At 37.6% G+C, this 21,491-nt stretch carries 20 protein-coding genes and 1 tRNA gene; 2 read left to right on the forward strand and 19 right to left on the reverse strand.

Annotation, left to right across the window (positions count from 1 at the left end):
* Nucleotides 1-75: 75 nt before the first annotated feature.
* Together CP357_RS02240 and CP357_RS02245 are read right to left on the reverse strand one after the other, a co-directional pair.
* Entirely contained in the window at nt 76-693 is a 618-nt protein-coding gene (locus CP357_RS02240) for a hypothetical protein (RefSeq protein ID WP_098036442.1), read from the reverse strand.
* Between the two features lie 249 nt (nt 694-942).
* Nucleotides 943-1,015 (reverse strand) — tRNA-Thr (locus CP357_RS02245).
* Nucleotides 1,016-1,178: 163 nt separating this feature from the next.
* On the opposite strand from CP357_RS02245, the gene CP357_RS02250 reads away from it, so the two are divergent.
* Together CP357_RS02250 and CP357_RS02255 are read left to right on the forward strand one after the other, a co-directional pair.
* Nucleotides 1,179-1,883 carry an MgtC/SapB family protein gene (locus CP357_RS02250; RefSeq protein ID WP_098036443.1) on the forward strand — a complete coding sequence of 235 codons (705 nt, stop codon included), beginning with the start codon at nt 1,179-1,181 and terminating at the stop codon, nt 1,881-1,883.
* An 83-nt stretch (nt 1,884-1,966) separates the two neighbouring features.
* The gene (locus CP357_RS02255; protein WP_098036444.1) at nt 1,967-3,196 is read left to right on the forward strand and encodes a DUF2974 domain-containing protein; all 1,230 of its coding nucleotides are present in this window, start codon (nt 1,967-1,969) and stop codon (nt 3,194-3,196) included.
* Between the two features lie 61 nt (nt 3,197-3,257).
* Here the strand turns inward: CP357_RS02255 and CP357_RS02260 are convergent, their stop codons facing one another.
* The 17 genes from CP357_RS02260 to dnaA all read right to left on the reverse strand — a co-directional run bounded on the left by CP357_RS02260 (nt 3,258) and on the right by dnaA (nt 21,151).
* On the reverse strand, nt 3,258-3,518 hold the full coding sequence (locus CP357_RS02260) for a GlsB/YeaQ/YmgE family stress response membrane protein (RefSeq protein ID WP_087176503.1): 261 nt from the start codon (nt 3,516-3,518) through the stop codon (nt 3,258-3,260).
* Nucleotides 3,519-3,569: 51 nt separating this feature from the next.
* A complete protein-coding gene (locus tag CP357_RS02265; RefSeq protein WP_098036445.1) occupies nt 3,570-3,740 on the reverse strand; it encodes a CsbD family protein in 171 nt (56 codons plus the stop codon).
* A gap of 152 nt (nt 3,741-3,892) precedes the next feature.
* Complete coding sequence (locus CP357_RS02270; protein WP_098036446.1) at nt 3,893-4,771, reverse strand: ROK family protein; 879 nt, start codon at nt 4,769-4,771, stop codon at nt 3,893-3,895.
* A gap of 117 nt (nt 4,772-4,888) precedes the next feature.
* Nucleotides 4,889-5,818 carry a DegV family protein gene (locus tag CP357_RS02275; protein WP_098036447.1) on the reverse strand — a complete coding sequence of 310 codons (930 nt, stop codon included), beginning with the start codon at nt 5,816-5,818 and terminating at the stop codon, nt 4,889-4,891.
* A 91-nt stretch (nt 5,819-5,909) separates the two neighbouring features.
* Nucleotides 5,910-6,842: a phosphate/phosphite/phosphonate ABC transporter substrate-binding protein gene (locus CP357_RS02280; protein ID WP_087363423.1), complete on the reverse strand. Its 933-nt coding sequence runs from the start codon at nt 6,840-6,842 to the stop codon at nt 5,910-5,912.
* A gap of 225 nt (nt 6,843-7,067) precedes the next feature.
* Nucleotides 7,068-8,462, reverse strand: coding sequence for a replicative DNA helicase (dnaB, locus tag CP357_RS02285; protein ID WP_025006349.1), 1,395 nt, complete (start codon nt 8,460-8,462; stop codon nt 7,068-7,070).
* A 31-nt stretch (nt 8,463-8,493) separates the two neighbouring features.
* Nucleotides 8,494-8,949 (reverse strand): 50S ribosomal protein L9, encoded by a 456-nt coding sequence (gene rplI, locus CP357_RS02290; protein ID WP_087363427.1) that lies wholly within the window; start codon nt 8,947-8,949, stop codon nt 8,494-8,496.
* Nucleotides 8,950-8,960: 11 nt separating this feature from the next.
* Nucleotides 8,961-10,982, reverse strand: a complete 2,022-nt coding sequence (locus CP357_RS02295) for a DHH family phosphoesterase (protein WP_098036448.1) — start codon at nt 10,980-10,982, stop codon at nt 8,961-8,963.
* A gap of 135 nt (nt 10,983-11,117) precedes the next feature.
* Nucleotides 11,118-11,354 carry a 30S ribosomal protein S18 gene (gene rpsR / locus CP357_RS02300; protein ID WP_003549366.1) on the reverse strand — a complete coding sequence of 79 codons (237 nt, stop codon included), beginning with the start codon at nt 11,352-11,354 and terminating at the stop codon, nt 11,118-11,120.
* Between the two features lie 27 nt (nt 11,355-11,381).
* Nucleotides 11,382-11,903: a single-stranded DNA-binding protein gene (gene ssb, locus CP357_RS02305; RefSeq protein ID WP_087235765.1), complete on the reverse strand. Its 522-nt coding sequence runs from the start codon at nt 11,901-11,903 to the stop codon at nt 11,382-11,384.
* A 45-nt stretch (nt 11,904-11,948) separates the two neighbouring features.
* Nucleotides 11,949-12,245 carry a 30S ribosomal protein S6 gene (gene rpsF, locus CP357_RS02310; protein WP_098036449.1) on the reverse strand — a complete coding sequence of 99 codons (297 nt, stop codon included), beginning with the start codon at nt 12,243-12,245 and terminating at the stop codon, nt 11,949-11,951.
* Nucleotides 12,246-12,463: 218 nt separating this feature from the next.
* Entirely contained in the window at nt 12,464-14,947 is a 2,484-nt protein-coding gene (gyrA, locus tag CP357_RS02315) for a DNA gyrase subunit A (protein ID WP_056945598.1), read from the reverse strand.
* 10 nt (nt 14,948-14,957) lie between these two features.
* A complete protein-coding gene (gene gyrB / locus CP357_RS02320; RefSeq protein WP_056945597.1) occupies nt 14,958-16,922 on the reverse strand; it encodes a DNA topoisomerase (ATP-hydrolyzing) subunit B in 1,965 nt (654 codons plus the stop codon).
* A complete protein-coding gene (gene recF, locus CP357_RS02325; RefSeq protein ID WP_025006344.1) occupies nt 16,923-18,050 on the reverse strand; it encodes a DNA replication/repair protein RecF in 1,128 nt (375 codons plus the stop codon).
* Complete coding sequence (gene yaaA / locus CP357_RS02330) at nt 18,050-18,274, reverse strand: S4 domain-containing protein YaaA (RefSeq protein WP_025006343.1); 225 nt, start codon at nt 18,272-18,274, stop codon at nt 18,050-18,052. Before yaaA ends, recF begins: the two co-directional genes overlap by 1 nt.
* A 222-nt stretch (nt 18,275-18,496) precedes the next feature.
* Nucleotides 18,497-19,627, reverse strand: coding sequence for a DNA polymerase III subunit beta (gene dnaN / locus CP357_RS02335; protein WP_087235769.1), 1,131 nt, complete (start codon nt 19,625-19,627; stop codon nt 18,497-18,499).
* Between the two features lie 156 nt (nt 19,628-19,783).
* Nucleotides 19,784-21,151, reverse strand: a complete 1,368-nt coding sequence (gene dnaA, locus CP357_RS02340; protein ID WP_087235770.1) for a chromosomal replication initiator protein DnaA — start codon at nt 21,149-21,151, stop codon at nt 19,784-19,786.
* Nucleotides 21,152-21,491: the final 340 nt, after the last annotated feature.

Consider the following 21,491-nt stretch of genomic DNA (forward strand, 5'->3'; position numbering starts at 1 on the left):
ATCTATGTGTTAAGTGTCAGATCTTAATTAATAATTTCATTATATAAAAATTCTTAAACTCCATAAATAGTGGATCTATTTGAACTTTAAATCAAAATTTCCCCATTTGAATCTTTTTATATGCTTTCTTCCATCTGGTTCTGCAAAACAAAATTCAAGTATACCTACATAATCATTTAAATCACAAGCCATAGCAAAATCAGCGATACTATAAGGAAACTTTAAAGATTCTCCAGAATGAATCCTTTGAGGTGAATAATCAATTTTTCCCTTATGCTTAGAATTATAATACGGCCTATTAAATATCTTTTCTTTCTTTTTTCTAACTCCATAAAACTCTAAAGGAACTGTTCTATCACTTTTATTATAAGCAGTAAATACAATCACACCTGGGACATTCTTGCCATTAATGGCCTTAACTTCATCAAAAGATTTATATACTTCAACTTTATTTCTTCTACCAAAAGCAAGATATAAAGATAGACAAACACCAATCGCAGCTACTGTTCCACTAAACCATTCTGCAATTGATCCAAATTGTTCACCTGTAATTAAAATTTTATACTTTAGCATTCCATTCCAAATGAAACCAATGCAGATGCCAATAGTCATACTTAATATTATTGCGATAACACTTCTAAGCTTAAAATGCATATAAAAATAGTCTTTAATCTTTTCTGTTTTTCTATTCATTACCAAACCTCTACTTTTTAAACACACAAAAAAATGGGCATTAAGCCCATTATACCAGCACATTTGGCACTCCATCAAAATTCTATAAACACACATAAACACATTTTTTTACTTCTGTGTGTTTGCTATGTGTTTATTTCAAACTATTTCGTTTTATTTCAAAGCATTTCAAATTATCTTAAAGTAAGAAAAAAGCCTTTCAAATCAGTCATTAAAGACCTTTTTAAAAAGCTTAACTGTTCTTCTTAATGCTGACTAGAGGATTCGAACCTCCGACCTCATCATTACTAGTGACGTGCTCTGCCAACTGAGCTAAGTCAGCAACTCTTTGTTGTCTCACCCGACAACAGTATTAATTAAACCATATGAATTAGACTTGTGCAAGCCTTTTTTGCAAAAAAGTTCAAAAAAGTTTTCAAAACTATCAAATCACTGATTATACGGTAAAATGAATGTGTAGTTTTAATGAAATAAGGAGTGATTTTATGCAAACTCTAGCACCAATTCCAACTGAATTAGATTGGTTGCTTAGAATTATTGTTGCTGCTTTTTGCGGTGGGATTATTGGTTATGAACGTGCTATTCAACGAAAAAGCGCAGGAGTCAGAACACACATCGTAGTCGCAATTGCTTCTGCACTCTTTATGATCGTATCTAAGTATGGATTTACAGATCTTTTAAATATGCGCGATATTGCGCTTGATCCTTCCAGAATTGCCGCACAAATCGTTACTGGTATTTCCTTCATTGGTGCCGGTACAATTTTAGTTAGAAAAGAACAAATTTCTGGTTTAACCACCGCGGCTGGTGTCTGGGCAACTGCTGCTATCGGAATGGCTATCGGGGCTGGCATGTACTTCATTGGAATTCTTTCTACAGCCCTTCTCTTTGTGATTCAAATGCTCTTCCACGATGATGTGATCATCAGCAAGATCACACCTCATGTTCGCTTTAATATCCAAATTGAAGCCATTAACCAGCATCATATTTTATCTAAGATAAAAAAGAAACTTGAGGAAAACAAAGTTGAAAACATCAATATAAAAATTCTAGATGTTAGCGATGAAAGAATTGTCTTCTATGTCGATGGCGTTATCAATAATAAAATTAATGAAAACAACATTGTGATGGCACTGCGCAAGTATCCTGATATTACTCGAATTAGTTACACACGCGGTGGACTTAACTAAATCTCGAGCAATTCTGCTTGAGATTTTCTTTTGAAGAAAGATCCTGTAAAATACATCAATATTAATACAGAAAGGACATATATATGTCAGGCACTCTTGATTATTTACGCTGGCGCGGTGACTTAACCTTCAAAGAAAAGCCTTTTAATAGCGTTGACGCCTCTTTATTTTCTTCTTTAATTTATTTACCAGTAGACAAATCAGCTAAGGGGCATACTTTAGCTGAAGTTGCAGAAAAACTGCGCGTTCTCCCATCTTTTCAAGTACAAATGCACGATGAGACAGGCGCACAAATTTGGCTTTTACCTAAAAGTCCACGCCTAGGCAACGTTGAAATCCTAAATTGGACCAATCGCTTAGAAAAAGATCCTTATCCGTTGCAATTTACTGCCGCTACTTTTCGTCTAAATGCCAATACTATTCTCATTGTTTATCGCGGCACCGATAGTTCTATCATTGGCTGGAATGAAGACATGACTATGAATTACATGCCTAAAATCTATGGTCAAGATGTCGCCACCGATTATCTTAGAGAAATGGCCGAAGAATTTCCTAATGATAAAATTTATCTTACTGGTCATTCAAAGGGCGGCAACTACGCAGAATATGCTCTAAGTGTCGTTGAACCTGAATTGCAGGATCGCATTATTAAAGCCATCAGTTTTGATGGTCCCGGCTTCTTTGGTGAAGTATGGCGTTCTCCCGGCTTTGTTCGTGCCCTACCTAAAATGAAGACATACCTACCTGAAGGATCTATTATTGGAGCGATGTTAGATCACCCTGAGCGAGTTTTAATTACTAAAAGCAATGCTTCTATGGTTCAGCAACACGATCCGCGCCGCTGGAGCGTTGGTCGCGATAGTTTCGTTTTAGCTGATGGTCTTACTTCTGGAGCCAGATCTTTGCGCCATTCTCTAATTGATTTCAATCACACAATTCCTGATATTCAACGAGGCGAATTGTGGGACACTATGTTTCAATCATTTGAAGAATTGAATATTACTGACGTCTTCCAAATAACTGCTCATAAGTTACTGGGAACTGTTCGCTTTAGCCGCGTAATTATGTCGCTTACCCCTGATACACGAAAATATATTTTGCACATGATCAACGAGATTATTAACGCAATTCGCGGAAACATTAGCTTACCATTTTCTGAAACAGATTTTGCTCTATATCCAAAAAGCAACGACTCAAATAAGAAGCCGATCTTTTACGAATTCTATGACACTTCAGTTCCAAGCATTTTGCCTGAAGAAATTAAAACTAGATTCAAGACTGAAAAAGATGCGGAAAACAAAAAATTAAAGTAAAAAAGTTTCACATGAAACAAAAAGGACATGCAAGTGCATGTCCTTTTTTAGTATTAAGTTTTTATTCAGTTTGTCGATTGAAAATACTCATGATGAATGAAACCAAAGCAACCAATATTATTGCTCCCAATATGGACGGCACTATTGCCATGCCAGCCATTTGGGGTCCCCATTCACCAAAGATTGCTTGTCCAAGAGTTGAGCCAACTAGCCCAGCTATCGTATTAGCTATAAAGCCCATCGACCCGCCTTTGCCAGTTATGAAACCAGCGGCTAGTCCTATTATGGCACCAACTATTAAAACCCAGATCCAATATAACATAGGATCACCTATTTTCTTTCCATGTAAGGTTTAATAAAACAAACTGCTATTTTAATGATCTTCAAGATCATCCTTTAACTTTTTAGCCTTTTCCTTTATTTTACCCTTAGCTTGTTGAGCTTTTCCTTGTACTTCGCGAGCCTTGTCGCCGGTAACTTTACCTTCGACCTCTTTCACTTTTCCGATAACCTTGTCTTTTAAGCTACTATCTGTTTTTTTCATAGGTAGGACTCCTTTCGGGAAAATAATGTGATAGGTTTTCTATGTTTTTAATATTACACTGATTTGTATCCGATTACGTCAAAAAAGGCTCGCCTTACGTCTTTCTTAACAAGTTGAGCCTTTTTGTTGCATATTTATTTTTGATTCGTTTTTTACTTGAGCAAATTCTTAGCTAATTCAAAGTCGCCTAAGGTAGCTGAACCATTGTTAGCTACAGCTGGATGAACAATTAATTCATTTAAATCTGGAGTAGCTACATAGTTGTTGTTAAATTCGTCAAAAAACTTTCTTACTTTAGTCAAATCGTCTTCGTTTAATACAGAACCACCCACGATCATCACATCTGGACGAGCAGTCATGTAAACGTTAAAGAGCATTTGTGCAATGTAGTATGCGGAATAAGTGAAGACCTTATTATCACGAGAAAGCTTTTCACCTGGGATACCAGTTCTGCCTTCAAGACTTGGACCAGCTGCCATCCCTTCTACACAAGCATCGTTGTGAAATGGACAGTGACCTTCATAATCATCACCTGGGTAGCGACGGACAAGCATGTGTCCCATTTCAGGGTGGTTGTTAAGCCCAAGCATCTTTCCACCTTGAACGATACCGGCACCCACACCAGTACCTACAGTTGCATAGAAGTAACTCTTAGAATCGTCACGGCCGCGCGCAACATATTCACCATAGCATGATGCATTAACGTCAGTTGTCATTACTACAGGAATACCTAATTCTTTTTCAAAGAAGCCCTTAACATTAGTACCTGACCAACCTGGCTTTGGCGTATCCAAAATATAACCATAAGTTTTTGACTTAGGATTAATATCAATTGGACCAAAAGTACCAATGCCTAATGCATCAACTGGGTGCTTTTTAAAGAATTCTGCAGTCTTTTCCAAGGTTTCCTTATTGGTGGTAGTAGGAATACGGTCTCTTGCGACTTCCTTACCAGTTTCAACATCTTGTACTGCTACGATAAATTTAGTACCACCGGCTTCAATACTGCCGACATATTTCTTATCTGACATATTCTCATCCTTTTCGTAAAAATTTTTATCTCCAAATAGTTTTGTGCTGCACCTATTATAAAGAAAAAAGCCCTTATGTGTAAAGGCTTTCATGCATATGTAATTAAATTTCTTTACTTACGCATTATCTACGACTTCTTTTGAGTCAATTCCTTTGATGGGTTGACCATTTTCATCAAAATAATCATCCAAATCACGACACCAAATCATCGCCATAGTTCCTTGTCCAACGTGCACTCCAACGACTGGGCCAATGATGCTAGTATTGAATTTATACTTAGGGAACTTAGCTTGATAATCCTTGACCCACTCCGCTTTTTTATCTGGATCAAGCGAATCAAAAATCGTGCATTGAATCTTATATAGCATATTCTTAGTTAAATTATCAAAATCTGTTTGGATATGCTTATAAGCCCGCTTGGTTTGACGTTCTTTAGCAATTGCGGAAATGTGTCCTTCAGCTTGCACATCCATTGAAAGAATCGGCTTGACTTTTAATAAAGCACCTACAAAACTAGCTGCATTAGAAAGACGGCCCGTACGCTTCAAGTGGCTTAAATCGTCCACCATAAAGCGCACATCCATTGTTTTCTGCAAGTCAGTTAAATCATGCATGATTAAATCAACGCCTGCTCCGGCTGCGACAAGGCGTCCTACAAGGATAGCATAATCGGCCTCACCAGCACAGGTGATTTTGCTATCGAATGGATGAATCTTGATTCTAGTTTCGGCTTCAGCGATACTATGCACAGTAGAATAGTAGCTTGAAATACCACTAGATAAGGTAATTACAATCACATCGGTGTAGCCCTCTTGGACATATTCATCAATCTTCTTTTGTAAATTACCGATTGATGGCTGTGAAGTAGTTGGCAAGTTCTTTTCTTCATTTAGCTTTTGATAAAACTCTTCGTAACCAATATCAATCAGATCACGGTATGTTTTATTATTCCAAATAATAGGAATAGGTAAAACATCGATATGGTATTTTTCCTGTTGTTCTTTAGTTAAATAAGCTGAACTATCAGTTAAAACGGCGATTTTCATATTTTTTCTCCTTTGTTAATTATTTTAACCGATGTATCACGCACAAGAAAAGACCCACTTTTTACCAAAGCGAGTCTTTTCAATGCAGGCATTATTTGCCAGTTGCTTTATTAACAATCTTTTGATAATTACGCAAGCCATCAAAATCAGAATCTTTAGCATCTACATAACCATAGTGGTTATAGATACTTTCAATGATCTGCTTACCCTTCTTGGATTTGGCAATGTTTTTAAAAGCCTTAGCCAATTTAACCCTAAACTTCTTAGGCATGTCTTTTCTAACTGCGATGGTGTCGTTAGGAATCCACTTAGTGAAGTAGATTGGCACAACGTCAGTCATTGCCTTCTTATCGTCTTGAGCTGCGATGTTACGTGCATCTGAGAAGACAAATGCAGCATCAACGTCACCGTTCAATACTGAAAGAACTTCTTGATCATCACCTTTGATGTTAACAAGCTTACATTCCTTAGTAACATTTAAGCCCTTCTTGTAAAGTTCTGCAACTGGGTAAACGTAACCGGATGAAGAACTTGGATCACCGATAGCAATCTTTTTACCTTTAAGGTCCTTCCATGACTTGATTTTAGAACCCTTCTTAACCACGATCATACCGCGGTATTTGTGCATCAAAGTGTGGTTCATCTTACCAGATGGTTCATCATAGCCGTAACGTTCAGCTTGTAAAAGTACGTCCGCAATTCCGCGTTTATGAGCAAGGATGTAAGAATATGGTGGCATGAAACCAACGTCAACTTTCTTAGATGACATAGCTTCAACCAAACCACTGTAGTCTGTAGAAACTGTTACGTGAACTGGAATATGCAATTGTTTTTGTAAAAGCGTTCCAAGTGGCTTGGCCTTAGCTTCCATCTTGTTAGCTTGAGTACTTGGTACGAATTCGACATTCAATTCTTTTGGTTCATTTGATGAAGATGAACTACTCTTTTGATTGTTCGAACATGCCGCAAGTGAAACAGTAGCTAAAACTGCTAAAGCTCCAACTAATACTTTTTTAAACTTCATAAACCTGAAATTCCTCCAAAAAATTAATTAATAGGTTTCATCACATAAATAGGTATAACAGAATAAATGCTAGATTTCAATATAAAATACGAATTATATTATTTATATTTATTACCATTGTTCTGATATTTATTTTATATTTGCTGTTATATCAACGTTTATCACTTAATATTCGGATTTTGAATACTCTTACTAAATAAAAAAGCACATGCTTTTAACATGTGCTTAATTGCCATCAGGATCATCATGAGCATAATCCAGGTTCGAGAAGCGGTTATATGGCTTCGAGAACATTAATTTAACAGTCCCACGACTACCTGAACGGTTCTTTTCAATAATTACTTCAACTTCACCGTTATCGTCTTCAGATCCTACTTCGTTGCTGCTACCGCTATTTTCACCATCTTCTGGCTCATCGCGGTAATAGTCATCACGATATAAGAAAGATACAATATCGGCATCCTGTTCAATTGATCCAGATTCACGAATATCGGACAATACAGGCCGTTTATCCTGCCTCTGCTCAACCGACCGTGATAACTGGGAAAGGGCAATAACGGGCACGTGAAGCTCCTTAGCCAGCTTTTTCAATTGACGTGAGATTGCGGAAACTTCTTGTTGCCGTGATTCACTACGTGGACCTTCAATCAGCTGCAGGTAGTCGATTACAATTAGCCCCAGATTACCTTTTTCTTTGGCTAATCTTCTGGCTTTTGCACGGATTTCACTCATTTTAATACCCGGAGTATCATCGATAAAAATATCCGTGTTAGCAAGCGAGCCTGACGCAATTACTAACTTGCGCCATTCTTCTTCATCCAGCTGACCTGTTCTTAAATGCTGAGAATCTATTAGTCCTAAGGATGCTAACATTCTTTGAACTAACTGTTCTCCACTCATTTCTAGAGAAAACATCGCCACGGTTTTATCCGTATGCAGCCCCACAAACTGTGCCACATTCAATGCAAATGAAGTTTTACCTACACCAGGCCGTGCAGCGATAATGATCAATTCATCATCATGAAAACCAGTCGTCATCTTATCCAGCTCAGCGAATCCTGTTGGCAATCCTGTAACCATGTTGCCGTCATCAGGGATATTATTAATATCCTTAATAGTGGAATTAACGATTTCTTTGATTGTTCTGAAACCACCACTATTATTTTCTGATGAGACATTCATAATTTCGCTTTCCGCGTCATCAAGAATATCAGTTACATCATCTGAACCATCAATTGCGTTGGAAATAATCTTCTGACTAGCAGAAATCAGTCTGCGCAATAACGCCTTTCGGTGCACAATCTGCGCATAGTAAGTAACGTGCGCAGCGGTAGGCGTTGCCAGTGCTAATTCTGAAACATAACTAATCCCACCAATGTCATCTAGCTGATTTCTCTTATTTAGTTCATCTTGAAGAGTCAGCGGATCAATTGCATCCCCGCGATCTGACAAATCCAGCATCGCTTGATAGATGATCTGATTTGCTCTTTCATAAAAATCTTCCGGTTGAACTACCGCACTCGCATCAGCAATTGCTTCTGGATCAATAAAAATCGCGCCCAGAACAGCCTTTTCGGCATCTGAGTCGTGTGGAATTTGTTGAGAAACAATATTATCCATCAATCACAACCACTTTTTATCAAAAATAAAATTAGTCTTGTTCAGTAACGTGTACACGAATAGTAGCTTCAACACCCTTGAACAACTTAGCGTGAACATTAGTGTAACCTAAAGTCTTGATTGGTTCTGGCAAGTTCAACTTGCGCTTATCAACCTTGATACCATATTGCTTTTCAAGGCCTTCTACAATCTTCTTGCTTGAAATTGAACCAAACAAACGTGAATCTGTACCAGCCTTTGACTTGAAGTTAACGATTGTATCGTCTTTTTCAAGCTCTGCCTTAATCTTTTTAGCTTCTGCCTTTTCAGCTTCGTAAGCAGCCTTTTCGTTAGCTTCTACACGCTTTAAGGTATTCATGTTACCCTTGGTAGCTGCCTTAGCCAAGCCACGCTTGATTAAATAGTTTTGTGCATATCCATCTGGAACTTCCTTAACTTGTCCACGCTTGCCACGACCTCTAACGTCTTGTGTAAAAATAACCTTCATTTTGTTCTCCTTTATTCATTTTCCTTTTCGTATTCATCAATTGCTTGAAGCAATTTTGCTCTTGCTTCTTCAATGGTAACACCTTTAATCTGAGTAGCCGCATTAGAAAGATGGCCGCCACCGCCCAGCTTTTCCATAATAATCTGCACATTAATCTTACCCATTGAACGTGCAGAAATACCGATAGTGTCTGGAGTGCGCCGAGTAATGGCAAAACTAGCACCCACATTTTCCAAATCAAGTGCCGTATCAGCTGCTTGAGCCGTGATAATTGGATCGATAATCTTATCATCAGGTCCACACAAAACAGCCATATGCGGCTTTACCATCTTCAATGTAGCAACCAAATGTGTTCTCTCAAGGAAACTATCAATATCTTCCTTGAGCAGTGAACTTACCACAGCTGAATCAGCGCCGATTGACCGCAAGTAACTTGCGGCATCAAAGGTTCGAGTCCCCGTTCTAAGCGAGAATTCTTTAGAATCAACTACGATACCGGCAAGCATTGCAGTTGCTTCTAGATCTGTTAAAACTTGCTTGCCTTGCGCTGGCTGTTGATACTCGATCATTTCAGTAACCAACTCACAGGCTGAAGAAGCATATGGTTCAACATAGGTAAGCATTGGATTCTCTGGGAACTCTTCACCACGTCTATGGTGATCAATTACGATAATTCTATTCTTCAAACGATCATACAAGGCTTGAGAATAAGTAATTGAATACTTAGAGTGATCAACCATAACCAACATTGATTTATCAGTTGCTTCAGCTAGAGCCTCCTCAGGACTGATAAAAATATCTTTATCCTGATTCTTCTGTTGCATTCTGATCACTAAGCGCCCTACGTCATAATTTGTTTTATTAGTATCTAAAACAAAATTAGCTTTTACGCCATGAAGGCGAGCCAACTTTACGACACCAATACCACTACCAACTGAATCCATGTCTGGACGCTGATGTCCAACGACGAAAACACGGTCCGCATCTTTGAATAGTTCACTAATTGCTTGAGAGACCATTCTAGCTCTGACTCTAGTTCGCTTCTCCATTGGGTTGGATTTACCACCATAAAAGCGTGCATCCTTGCCCGGTTGACGAAGCACAACTTGATCCCCGCCTCGACCTAAGGCTAAATCAAGATTAGATTGTGCCTGGTTGGCAATTTCAGAGAGTGAATCGGAGCCGAAGGCAATCCCGACTGACAAGGTAAGCGGAGTGTTGTTACGGCTAGTTTCTTGTCGTACTTTATCTAAGACAGAGAACTTATCCTTTTCCATCTCAGCTAAATCTTGCATATGTACTAGCAGTAAAAAGTGATCTTCATCGATCCGCTTTAAATATGCCTTAAACTTCTTAGCATAATTACTTAACGTGTTTTGTACATATGAACTCATGCTGGTCAGTTCCTGATCATGCATTGTTTCGCTTAACTCATCATAATTATCAATAAAGATCTGTCCAATAGCCAGACGCTCAGCTTCATACTTATCTTCGATTTTTGCATAACGCGTAATATCTAGCAGATAAATTACGCCCAAATCATCTTGGACCACCATTTCAAAACGGTGTCCATCCCAATTAACTATATGGTTTTCTGAGGTTTTAGCTTCAATCGCTTCATTCAACAATTTATTCAGATCTGGATCTACAGCTTCAATTGTGTGACCTACTAAATCCGTATCTTTAAGATACAATTGCAAATAAGGATTCACCCATTGAATCTGATGATCAGAATCATAGAGCAAAATACCGAGTGGCATCTTGATCATGGCTTCTTGCTCACTACGTTTTATTCGGTAAGACAGATTAACGGCAAAATTAGTTGCCTTACCTGCCAAAATGTAGGTTCCATAAATGGCAAAAGCAACAGACATAATAAAAATTAGCACCATTGCTAAACCAAATAATGGACTCATAATCATCGCAATAATACTTCCCACTAAAGAAAGTACTAAAATGATTACTACGGAAGCTGTTAATCGCGAATCTTTAATAAATTCAGGCAATTCAAGCTTACGTAAAAAATCTTTCATGAAGATCCTTCCTATTACAAGGTAAAATATATCAGTATCAATTATACATTATTACGCGTTATGAATGAAAAAATGGCACTAAAAAAGGGCAGGAAATAATCCTGTCCTTTTGGTTTGTATTCGATCTAATTTTAATTAGTCTTCAGCAACAAATGGTAACAAGCCCATGATACGAGCTCTCTTAATAGCATTTGCAACTTTACGTTGGTTCTTAGCACTAGTGCCAGTAACACGACGTGGTAAAATCTTACCTCTTTCTGAGATAAAACGTTTCAACAGATCGACATCCTTGTAGTCAACGTAATCGATGTGGTTAGCTGCAATGTAGTCAACCTTACGACGACGACGGCCGCCTCTTCTTTGTTGAGCCATGTTCTAGAATCCTTTCTTTAAATATTTTTAGAATGGAAGATCATCATCAGAAATATCAATCGGATCGCCAGATCCTGCGAATGGATCTTGAGCGTTGTTTGATTGATTATTAGTATTCTGAGTAGTATTTTGTGATCCACCATTATTTTGGAAGTTGTTAGTGCTTGGAGCACCAGCATTTCCAGTATTTGGTGTATAACCACCATTTTGACCGCGGGCCTCACGATCCTTGCGTGATTCGAGCAATGCGAAGTTATCAACAACAACTTCAGTTACATATACTCTTTGCCCATCTTTATTGTCATAACTTCTGGTTTGAATACGGCCATCAATACCAACTAATGAACCCTTTGAAGTAAAGTTACAGAAGTTTTCTGCAGATTTTCTCCAAATTACACAGCTGATAAAGTCCGCGCCCCTCTCACCTTGGCTATTTGTAAATTGACGGTCAACAGCAAGAGTAAACGTAGCAACCGAGATTCCACTCCCAGTAGTACGCAATTCAGGATCACGTGTTAAACGGCCAACAAGTACAACTCTATTAATCATACTTATGTCCTTCCTTTCCTAAATCACGAAAACAATAAATTAAAATTACTTGTCTAACTTAACGGTCATTGAACGTAAGATAGCGCTGTCAATCTTTGACAAACGGCTAAATTCGTTAACTGCGTCAGCGTTGTCAGCAGTGAAAGTCATAATGTGGTAAGTACCTTCACGATACTTATCAATTTCATATGCGAAACGACGCTTGCCCCAGTCTTTGGATTCTACCATAGTACCACCGTTATCAGCGATAACCTTGTCGTAGTTTTCTACGAGGGCCTTCTTTGATTCTTCATCAACATCAGGCTTGATAATGTAAGTTACTTCGTACTTTGTAGTTGCCATGACTAATGCACCTCCTTTTGGACTATATGGTTCTTGCTAAAATCAAGAACAAGGAGTAATTGAAATATTACTCGCAATTTCTAATTCTAGCATATAAATAAAAAATTACCAAACAGTTTTTCACGTGATCCTAAATAGTTTTTTACTGTTCATTATTTATTACGCAAAAAAGTTTGATAATTTTTTTAAAACTTCAAATTTTTTGATTTTTTAATTAATTACTCATTATCGTCATTGTCATCTTCATCATCAACTTGATCTTGATCAGCTTCAGATGGAACAATGGTCAAACTTGCGACTTGACTATCGTCGTTAACTTTAATCAAGCGAACACCCATAGTACTACGTCCAGTTTGAGAAACATCCTTTGTCTTAAAGCGGATCATAATACCATCAGTAGTGATAACCATGATGTCCTTGCCCTTACTAATAACGATTACGCCAGCAAGTAGGCCATTCTTTTCAGTGATATTAGCAGTCTTGATACCTTTACCACCACGGCCCTTAACTGGATATTCTGCAGCTGGAGTACGTTTACCGTAGCCTTTTTCAGAAATGACTAATACCTGGTCGTCTGCACCTAATACACCAGAACCAACTACATAATCATGATCACGTAAGTTAATTCCGCGTACACCCGCAGCAGTTCTACCCATAGCACGAACGTCGCTTTCCTTGAAGGTAACGGCATAACCCGAGTGAGTACCGATCAAAATGTTTTGGTTGCCATCAGTGGTCAAAACGTTGCTCAATTCATCCCCATCACGGAGAGTAAGGGCAATCAAACCACTGTTTCTAATGTTAGAAAATTCGCTAACGTGGGTACGCTTAACTGTTCCCATCTTGGTGATAAAGAACAAGTAGTTATCATCCGCATTTTCAGGAATGTTGATAACTGTTTGAACCTTTTCGCCCTTCTCTAATTGGAGCAAGTTAACTACTGGCAATCCCTTGGCCATACGACCATATTCTGGAATTTCATATGCCTTCTTTGAGTAAACTTTACCCGCATTAGTAAAGAACAAAAGCATGTCATGTGTACTTGAGTAAATTAAGTGTTCGATAAAGTCACCATCTTGAACACCCATACCCTTAATACCTTTACCACCACGGTTTTGGGTCTTAAATTCTTGAATTGGCATTCTCTTGATGTAACCATTGTGAGTTACAGTCAAAAGAATATTTTGTTTTTCAATTAAATCTTCATCTTCAATTGAAACAACTTCGCTAGCACCAATTTCGGTTCTACGCTTATCACCAAAGCGCTTTTGGATATCTAATAATTCATCATAAATAATCTTATCGATCCGTTCAGGCTTAGCCAAAATATCTTTGTAATCGGCAATCTTAGCTTGCAACTCTCTATATTCGGCCTCAACCTTATCTCGTTCCAAGCCTGTTAAACGTACAAGACGCATATCCAAAATTGCTTGAGATTGCTTATCATCAAGACCGAAGCGACTAATTAAAGTTGCCTTAGCGATATCACTTGATTGACTGTTACGGATAATATGAACAATTTCATCAATATTATCTAGAGCAATTCGCAACCCTTCAAGAATATGGGCTCTAGCCTCAGCCTTAGCTAATTCGAACTTGGTTCTACGAGTTACAACATCTTCTTGGTGGTCCAAGTAATATTGCAACATTTGCTTCAAAGTTAAGAAGTGTGGTGCACCATCAACAATGGCAACCATGTTCATGCCGAAGTTAGCCTGCATTTGAGTTTGTTTGAACAAATTATTCAAAACAACACTGGCACTGGCATCCCTACGAATATCAATAGTAATTCGCATACCAGTCTGGTCAGATTCATCACGAACACCAGTAATTCCATCGATGATCTTTTCACGTGCTAAGTCAGCAATCTTCTTAACTAATTCAGCCTTATTAACCATGAAAGGAATTTCGCTAACAATAATTCTTTCACGGCCACTCTTTTCTGTTTCGATATTCGTTTTGGCACGTACAACGATGTTGCCCTTACCAGTTTCATAAGCACGATAAATTCCACCGCGACCCATAATAATTCCACCAGTTGGGAAATCAGGGCCTGGAATAACCTTCATCAAATCCTTAGTAGTGGCATCAGGATTTTTCATCAACATGTGCAAACCACTAATTACTTCGCTCAAGTTATGAGGTGGGATATTAGTTGTCATACCAACAGCAATACCGTTAGCACCGTTAACTAACAAGTTAGGAATTCTAGCTGGCAATACTACTGGTTCATTTTCAGTATCATCATAGTTTCTTTGCCAGTCGATTGTGTTTTTATTGATATCACGAAGCATTTCAACAGCGATTTTGCTCATTCTTGCTTCGGTATAACGCATTGCGGCTGGTTCGTCTCCATCAACAGAACCGAAGTTACCGTGACCATCAACTAACATGTAACGGTATGAAAAGTCTTGTGCCATGTGCGCCATAGCTAAATAAATTGATGAGTCACCGTGTGGGTGGAATTTACCCATAACTTCCCCAACAATTCTGGCACTTTTCTTGTATGGCTTATCAGGCGTAACACCTAATTCGCTCATTCCATAAAGAATACGACGCTGTACAGGCTTCAAACCATCGCGAACATCAGGCAAAGCACGAGCTACAATAACTGACATTGCATAGTCCAGGAATGAACTACGCATCATGCTAGTTAAATCGACGTTTCTAATTCTACGATCTTGAGTTTGATTATCGTCCATCTAACCTCTCCTATGCATCCAAATTTTCAACATATTTAGCATTCTTTTGAATAAAGTCACGTCTTGGAGCAACTTCATTACCCATTAAAAGTTCAAAGACTGCATCCGCATCCTTGGCATATTCAGGACTTACTCGATCCAAACGTCTATTTTCTGGATTCATAGTAGTTTCCCATAATTGTTCTGGGTCCATTTCACCTAACCCCTTGTAACGCTGTACAACTGGCTTAGGACTTGGTTGCAAACTACCTAAGTAATCATGCAATTCTTCATCAGTATCAAGATATTTAATTACCTTACCCTGACGAACTTGATACAGAGGTGGACGAGCGATGTATACATATCCCTTTTCAATCATTGGACGCATGTAATTGTAAAACAGCGTCAAAAGCAAAGTTCTAATGTGAGCACCATCGACATCGGCATCAGTCATGATAATTAACTTATGGTAACGAGCCTTAGACACATCAAAATCTGCACCAAAGCCTGTACCCAAAGCTGTAAATAAAGATCTGATTTCTTGGTTAGCTAAAATACGATCCATTGAAGCTTTTTCAACGTTCAAGATCTTACCTCTGATTGGCAAAATTGCTTGGGTCAAACGAGATCTACCTTGTTTTGCTGAACCACCGGCTGAATTACCCTCAACGATAAATAATTCAGAAATACTTGGATCATTACTGGTATTGTCAGCTAATTTACCTGGCAAGTTTGCAATTTCCAAACCGGACTTTTTACGGGTAACTTCACGCGCACGCTTAGCAGCTGTTCTAGCACGTTCAGCAAGTTGTCCCTTTTCCACAATCTTGCGTCCAACAGATGGATTTTCCATTAAGAAACGGCTAAAAGTCTCAGAGAATGACTTATCTACTGCTGTTCTAGCATCTGAGTTACCCAACTTAGTCTTGGTCTGACCTTCAAACTGAGGACTTGGGTGCTTAACTGAAACAACAGCTGTCATTCCTTCACGGATATCTTCACCAGAAAGATTGTCATCCTTATCCTTTAAGATCTTAGCCTTGTGCGCATAGTCGTTGACTACACGAGTTAAAGCAGTCTTAAAACCAGCCTCGTGCATCCCACCTTCATAGGTGTGGATATTATTAGCGAAAGTCATCAAAGTGGTCTTATAGCCATTTGTATATTGCAAAGCAACTTCCACATCAATACCGTTATAAGTACTTTCAACATAGATTGGTTCATCAAATAATACTTCTTGTCCTTTGTTCAAAAAGGCAACGTATTCTTTAATACCACCTTCGTACTTGTATACGTCGGTTTCAGCACTATCTTTACGTTTATCAGTAAAAGTAAGCTTTAATCCCTTGTTTAAAAATGCAAGTTCACGAATTCTATTCTTTAAGATCTTGTCATCAAAAGTAGTAGTTTCAGTAAAAATATCAGGATCTGGATAGAAATGAACAATAGTACCATGTTGATCAAGTGGCACAGTACCAATTTGTTTCATATCATCCTTAACACGGCCGTGATCAAAATCAATGAAATACTTTTTACCATCACGCATGACAGTTACATCAAGCTTAGTGGACAAAGCATTTACAACAGATGCACCAACACCGTGCAAACCACCTGATACCTTGTATCCGCCACCGCCGAATTTGCCACCGGCGTGAAGTACAGTAAATACAGTCTCTAATGCTGGACGACCTGTCTTTTTCTGAATATCTACTGGGATACCACGACCATCATCTTGAACAGTAACACTACCATCCTCATTAACAGTAATTTCAATCTTGGTAGCAAAACCAGCAAGTCGTTCATCAATACTGTTATCAATAATTTCCCACACTAAGTGGTGCAATCCCTGAGAACTAGTCGAACCGATATACATACCTGGTCGCTTACGAACAGCCTCCAGGCCGCCTAAGACTTGAATTTGACTGGCATTATACTTGTCGGCCTCTTTTTCATATTTTTTGACCTTATCAAGATTTTTCTTTGAATTATCAGCCATTTAATTCTCCTTCTCAAAACTAATTTTGCCAGATTGAATGTGGTACACACGTGGCTTCTTAATTATTTCCCAGGAAATTCCTTCCAGATCTGTTGTAGTGATAAAGGTCTGAGTCTTTCCATGAATATAATTAAGGAGTGCACTTTGACGAGTGTGATCTAGCTCACTCATCACATCATCTAATAACAACAATGGATATTCATCAGTTAATTGATGGATCAACTGAATTTCTGCCAACTTTACACTTAAAGCAATGGAACGTTGCTGTCCCTGGGAAGCATATAAATGGGCATTTTTACCATCGAGCTTAAACTCAATATCGTCTCGGTGCGGTCCAGACGTAGTAGTACCCTTCCGCATTTCAATCGCTTTATTGCGTTCAAAGTTTGCTAGTATTTTTTGATAAATCTCTTCAACAGTATCATCCGCTTCAATAGTAGAAACAGATGGGTGGTACGCTATTGCTAGCTTCTCACCACCCAAACTGATATGTGCATATGCATCGCTAGCATAGTGACTTAAATATCGCAAAAACTTAAAACGACGAAAAATCACTTCTGCAGCAATACCTGCAAGCTGATCTGACAATACATCCAAAAAGACCTGATCTTTTGTTTTTCCTTTGGCAAGTTGCTTTAAATAATTATTTTTTTGAAGCAAAACTTGCCGATACTTACTAGCAAAGTATAAATATTCCGCATTTATTTGACCGAATTCTTGGTCCATAAATCTTCTCCGCAAGGCTGGAGCACCCTTTATCAACTCCAAATCCTCCGGAGAAAATAAAATTGCATTTAATTGGCCAACGTACTTCGATAACTTAGCTTGCTCAACACGATTAATCCATACTTTTTTACCCTTTTGGGTGATCAAAACACGCAATGTTAAATCAACCTGGCTTTTTTGCACATGACCAAGCAAATTGGTGTATTCGCCACCAAAACCTATTAATTCTTTATCAGAATTGGTTCTATGGGATCTAGTCAACGCTAAAAAATAGATTGCTTCCAAAAGATTGGTTTTTCCCTGCGCATTTTTGCCAATAAAAATATTGACGTTAGGATCAAAATCGATATCAAGCTTTTTTAAATTACGAAAATTTTGAACTACAAAATGATCAAGATACATTACTCTTCCCGCCGAAATTCATATTCTTGCCCATTAACTAGCAAATGATCTCCAACGCGAATTTTTTTACCTCTACGATTCTCAAGTGCTCCATTTAAAGTTACTGGATTATCTTGGAGATAAAATTTAGCTTGTCCGCCTGACGAAACAACGCTCTCTTCTTTAAGGAATTGCCCTAAAGTTATACAGTCGCCAACAATTGTAAAATATTTGATGATGTTCACCTTCAATACTCTTTTTACCTATATAATTATATTAGTTTTCATAACAAATAACAAACTTAAACCGCTATTTAAGGCGTTTTCTGCGGTTTTTTTGCAAATAACCTGATCACACTATCCCGAATAAAAAATACTAGAGCGTCGATTTTTAGCATTTAACAGAAAAACAAATAAAAACTGCCCACGATGGGGCAGTTTTTTAATACCTAAATTTTGTGTACTTAATTAGTAGGTTCTAACTGGTGTAATTAATTGAACAAATTCAATATCATCTTTATCTGGATTAATGACGAATGGACGCAGTGGCTTAGTAAAACTCATTACTACAGAATCGGTAATAGAAGCTCTAAGTGCATCACGCATGTAATCAGGGTTGAATGAAATTTGTAAGTCATTTCCTTCCAAGTTCCTGAAACTTACATCTTCTTCTACATTACCAATTTCTGCGGATTTACCAGATAACTTTGCAGTTTGGTTCGTAGTATCCAAAGTTAAAGTTACTACGTTATTGCGGCCCGCGTGTGTTAACAAACTTGCACGTTCAAGTGCACTAGATAATTCTGAAATATCAAATTCAACACTAGTAGTTTTTTCAGTTGGAATTAAACGATCAGTGTCAGGATAATTGCCATCAAGCAAACGTGAATAGAATGAAAGATTGCCAATTACAAACAATGCTTGGTTATCACCAGGGCAAATTTTTACTTCTGGATCAGTTTCTCCAATAATTCTAGCTAATTCTTGCAAACTTTTACCAGGGATAATCAGATCGGTTTCTGCTTGAGGTCCGTTTTCTAAAGTAATAGTTCTCTGTGATAAACGGTGAGAATCAGTTGCGACTGCCTTAATGTTGGTTGGATTAAAGAAGAAACGAACACCTGTAAGAATAGCTCTCGTTTGATCGTTAGATGTGGCAAATTGCGTTTCATTAATAATTTCACGGAAAGTTTTGCCAGAAATAGTAAATGAGGCATTATCAGGGATTTCAGGTAAACGTGGATAATTATTTGCATCTAAGCCATTAATTGTAAATTCACTATTTTCAGATACGATTTGAGTTTGGAAACTTTCTTTTACTTCAAATGAAAAGTCTTTACCTGGTAATTTCTTAACAATTTCACTGAAGAATCTAGCAGGCAGAACAATTGAACCTGTAGATTCCACATTTAAGTCTTCGTTTACAGGTATCTTTATTTCAATTGAAATGTCTGTATCGCTACCTGTTAAGGTTAATTCTGTTTCAGTCAAGTCCAACTTAATACCACTAAGAATAGGAATAGTTGCTCTTGAGGAAATAGCCCGCATTACATTGTTCAAGTTTTCTATAAACAGATTACGATTAATTGTAAATTTCATTGTTGTCCTCCTAAGTTATTTATATTAATTATATATTTAATTAGTAGTAGTAGGGCCTGTGAATTTTGTTGAAAACTCAGTAGAAGCCTTAAAATAACGGAATTTAAACGGTTAAAAACTATGTGTAAAACTCTTAAAGTTATCCACAGTGGATAATTAATGCTCAAGCATTTGTTTCAAATCAAACACAGCACTTTTTATTTCTGTATCCGTTTTTATTTGCTTATCGATTTTATCATATGCATGCATTACCGTGGTATGATCTTTGCCGCCAAATTCTTGTCCAATTTTTGGTAGACTAGCATCAGTTAACTCACGAGATAAGTACATCGCTATTTGCCTTGGTACTACAATCTGCCGTACACGCTTTTTACCCTTTAATTCGGCAGTTGAAGTTTGGAAATAATTTGCGACTACTTCCTGGATTTTAGATATCTGTAACCCGCGATTTTTTTGGACTAATTTTAGATCAACAAGAGCCTCTCGAGCTAAATTTGTATTTATGTCTGCTTTTTCAATAGTTGCATATGCTTGAACTTTAACAAGTGCACCTTCAAGTTCTCTAATATTAGTGTCTACTTGTGAGGCTATGTAATCGAGAGTGTTGTCATCAATGACTAAGCCCTCTGCTTCTGCCTTCTTGCGTAAAATTGCAATTCGTGTTTCAAGATCTGGAGGTGTAATTTCAACCTGTAACCCCCATGTAAATCGAGAAACTAAACGCTCGGACAAATCGGAAATTTCAGTTGGTAAGCGATCACTGGTCATCACGATTTGCTTTTGATCATTATATAGAGTCTCAAAGGTATGGAAGAATTCTTCTTGAATACCTTCTTTTTTTGCAAAAAATTGAATATCGTCGACTAACAGCAAGTCACAAGTTCTGTATTTTTCGCGGAATTGGTCTTGCGTTTTATTTTTTATGGAATTAATAAAATCATTAACGAAAGTTTCACTCTGTATATAGACTACTTTTGCATTAGGACGTTCGGCTAACATTTGGTGACCGATTGCCTGCATTAAGTGTGTTTTTCCAAGACCAACACCACCAAAAATAAAGAGTGGATTGTAAAAGCTACCAGGACTGTCTGCTACAGCCAATGCGGCGCCGGCAGCTAATTTGTTTCCCTCACCTTGAACGAAATTATCAAAGGTATATTTTTCGTTTAATTTTAAATTTTTGGTGAATTGTCTAGGTGCTCTTTTTTCTTGTTGTAGTTGAATATCATGTTTGGGCTCGGGTGTGACGATCCGTTCAGGACTTTCGTTATTTTCAGTTATCTGAAATACAGGTAATATTTCAATTCCGGCGTAACCATAGGCCGATTGAATCAGTTGTGAAGATAAATTTTTCTCCCAATACCCCTTTGCAACAGGATTTTGAACTAAGATTTTCAATTCATGTGTATTTTTATTGTAAGAAATAGGCTTAGTATTTTTAAACCATGCATTATAAGCAACTTCATTAAAACGAGCCCGCATCTCATCGTTAAAATGTTGCCAGAATTTTTCAATGTCGAACAATGTGCATTCCCCCAATAGTAAAAAGCACATTAAGTGTATCATTTTATATAAAAGTTTTCCACAAGAGTAAAAGTAATTAACATGATTAACAGTCTGTGGATTATTTTAATAATAATATGCACATTTTGACATGATGAAAAGCAAAAAGTTACTTTATGCACAATTGATCTGTGGATTACTTTTGCTATTGTAGCAATAATTTAAGCGCATTACCATATGCGTTATCCACATGGTGTGAATTTAATTTTTAACATCCTGTGGGATGTGGAAAACATTGGGAATTATCTTGTGAATTATTTCGTGTGAAAAAATATTTATTTTTTTATCCACATAAAAATAC

The sequence above is a fragment of the Lactobacillus sp. UMNPBX6 genome, from assembly GCF_002553975.1.
GTDB lineage: Bacteria > Bacillota > Bacilli > Lactobacillales > Lactobacillaceae > Lactobacillus > Lactobacillus gallinarum.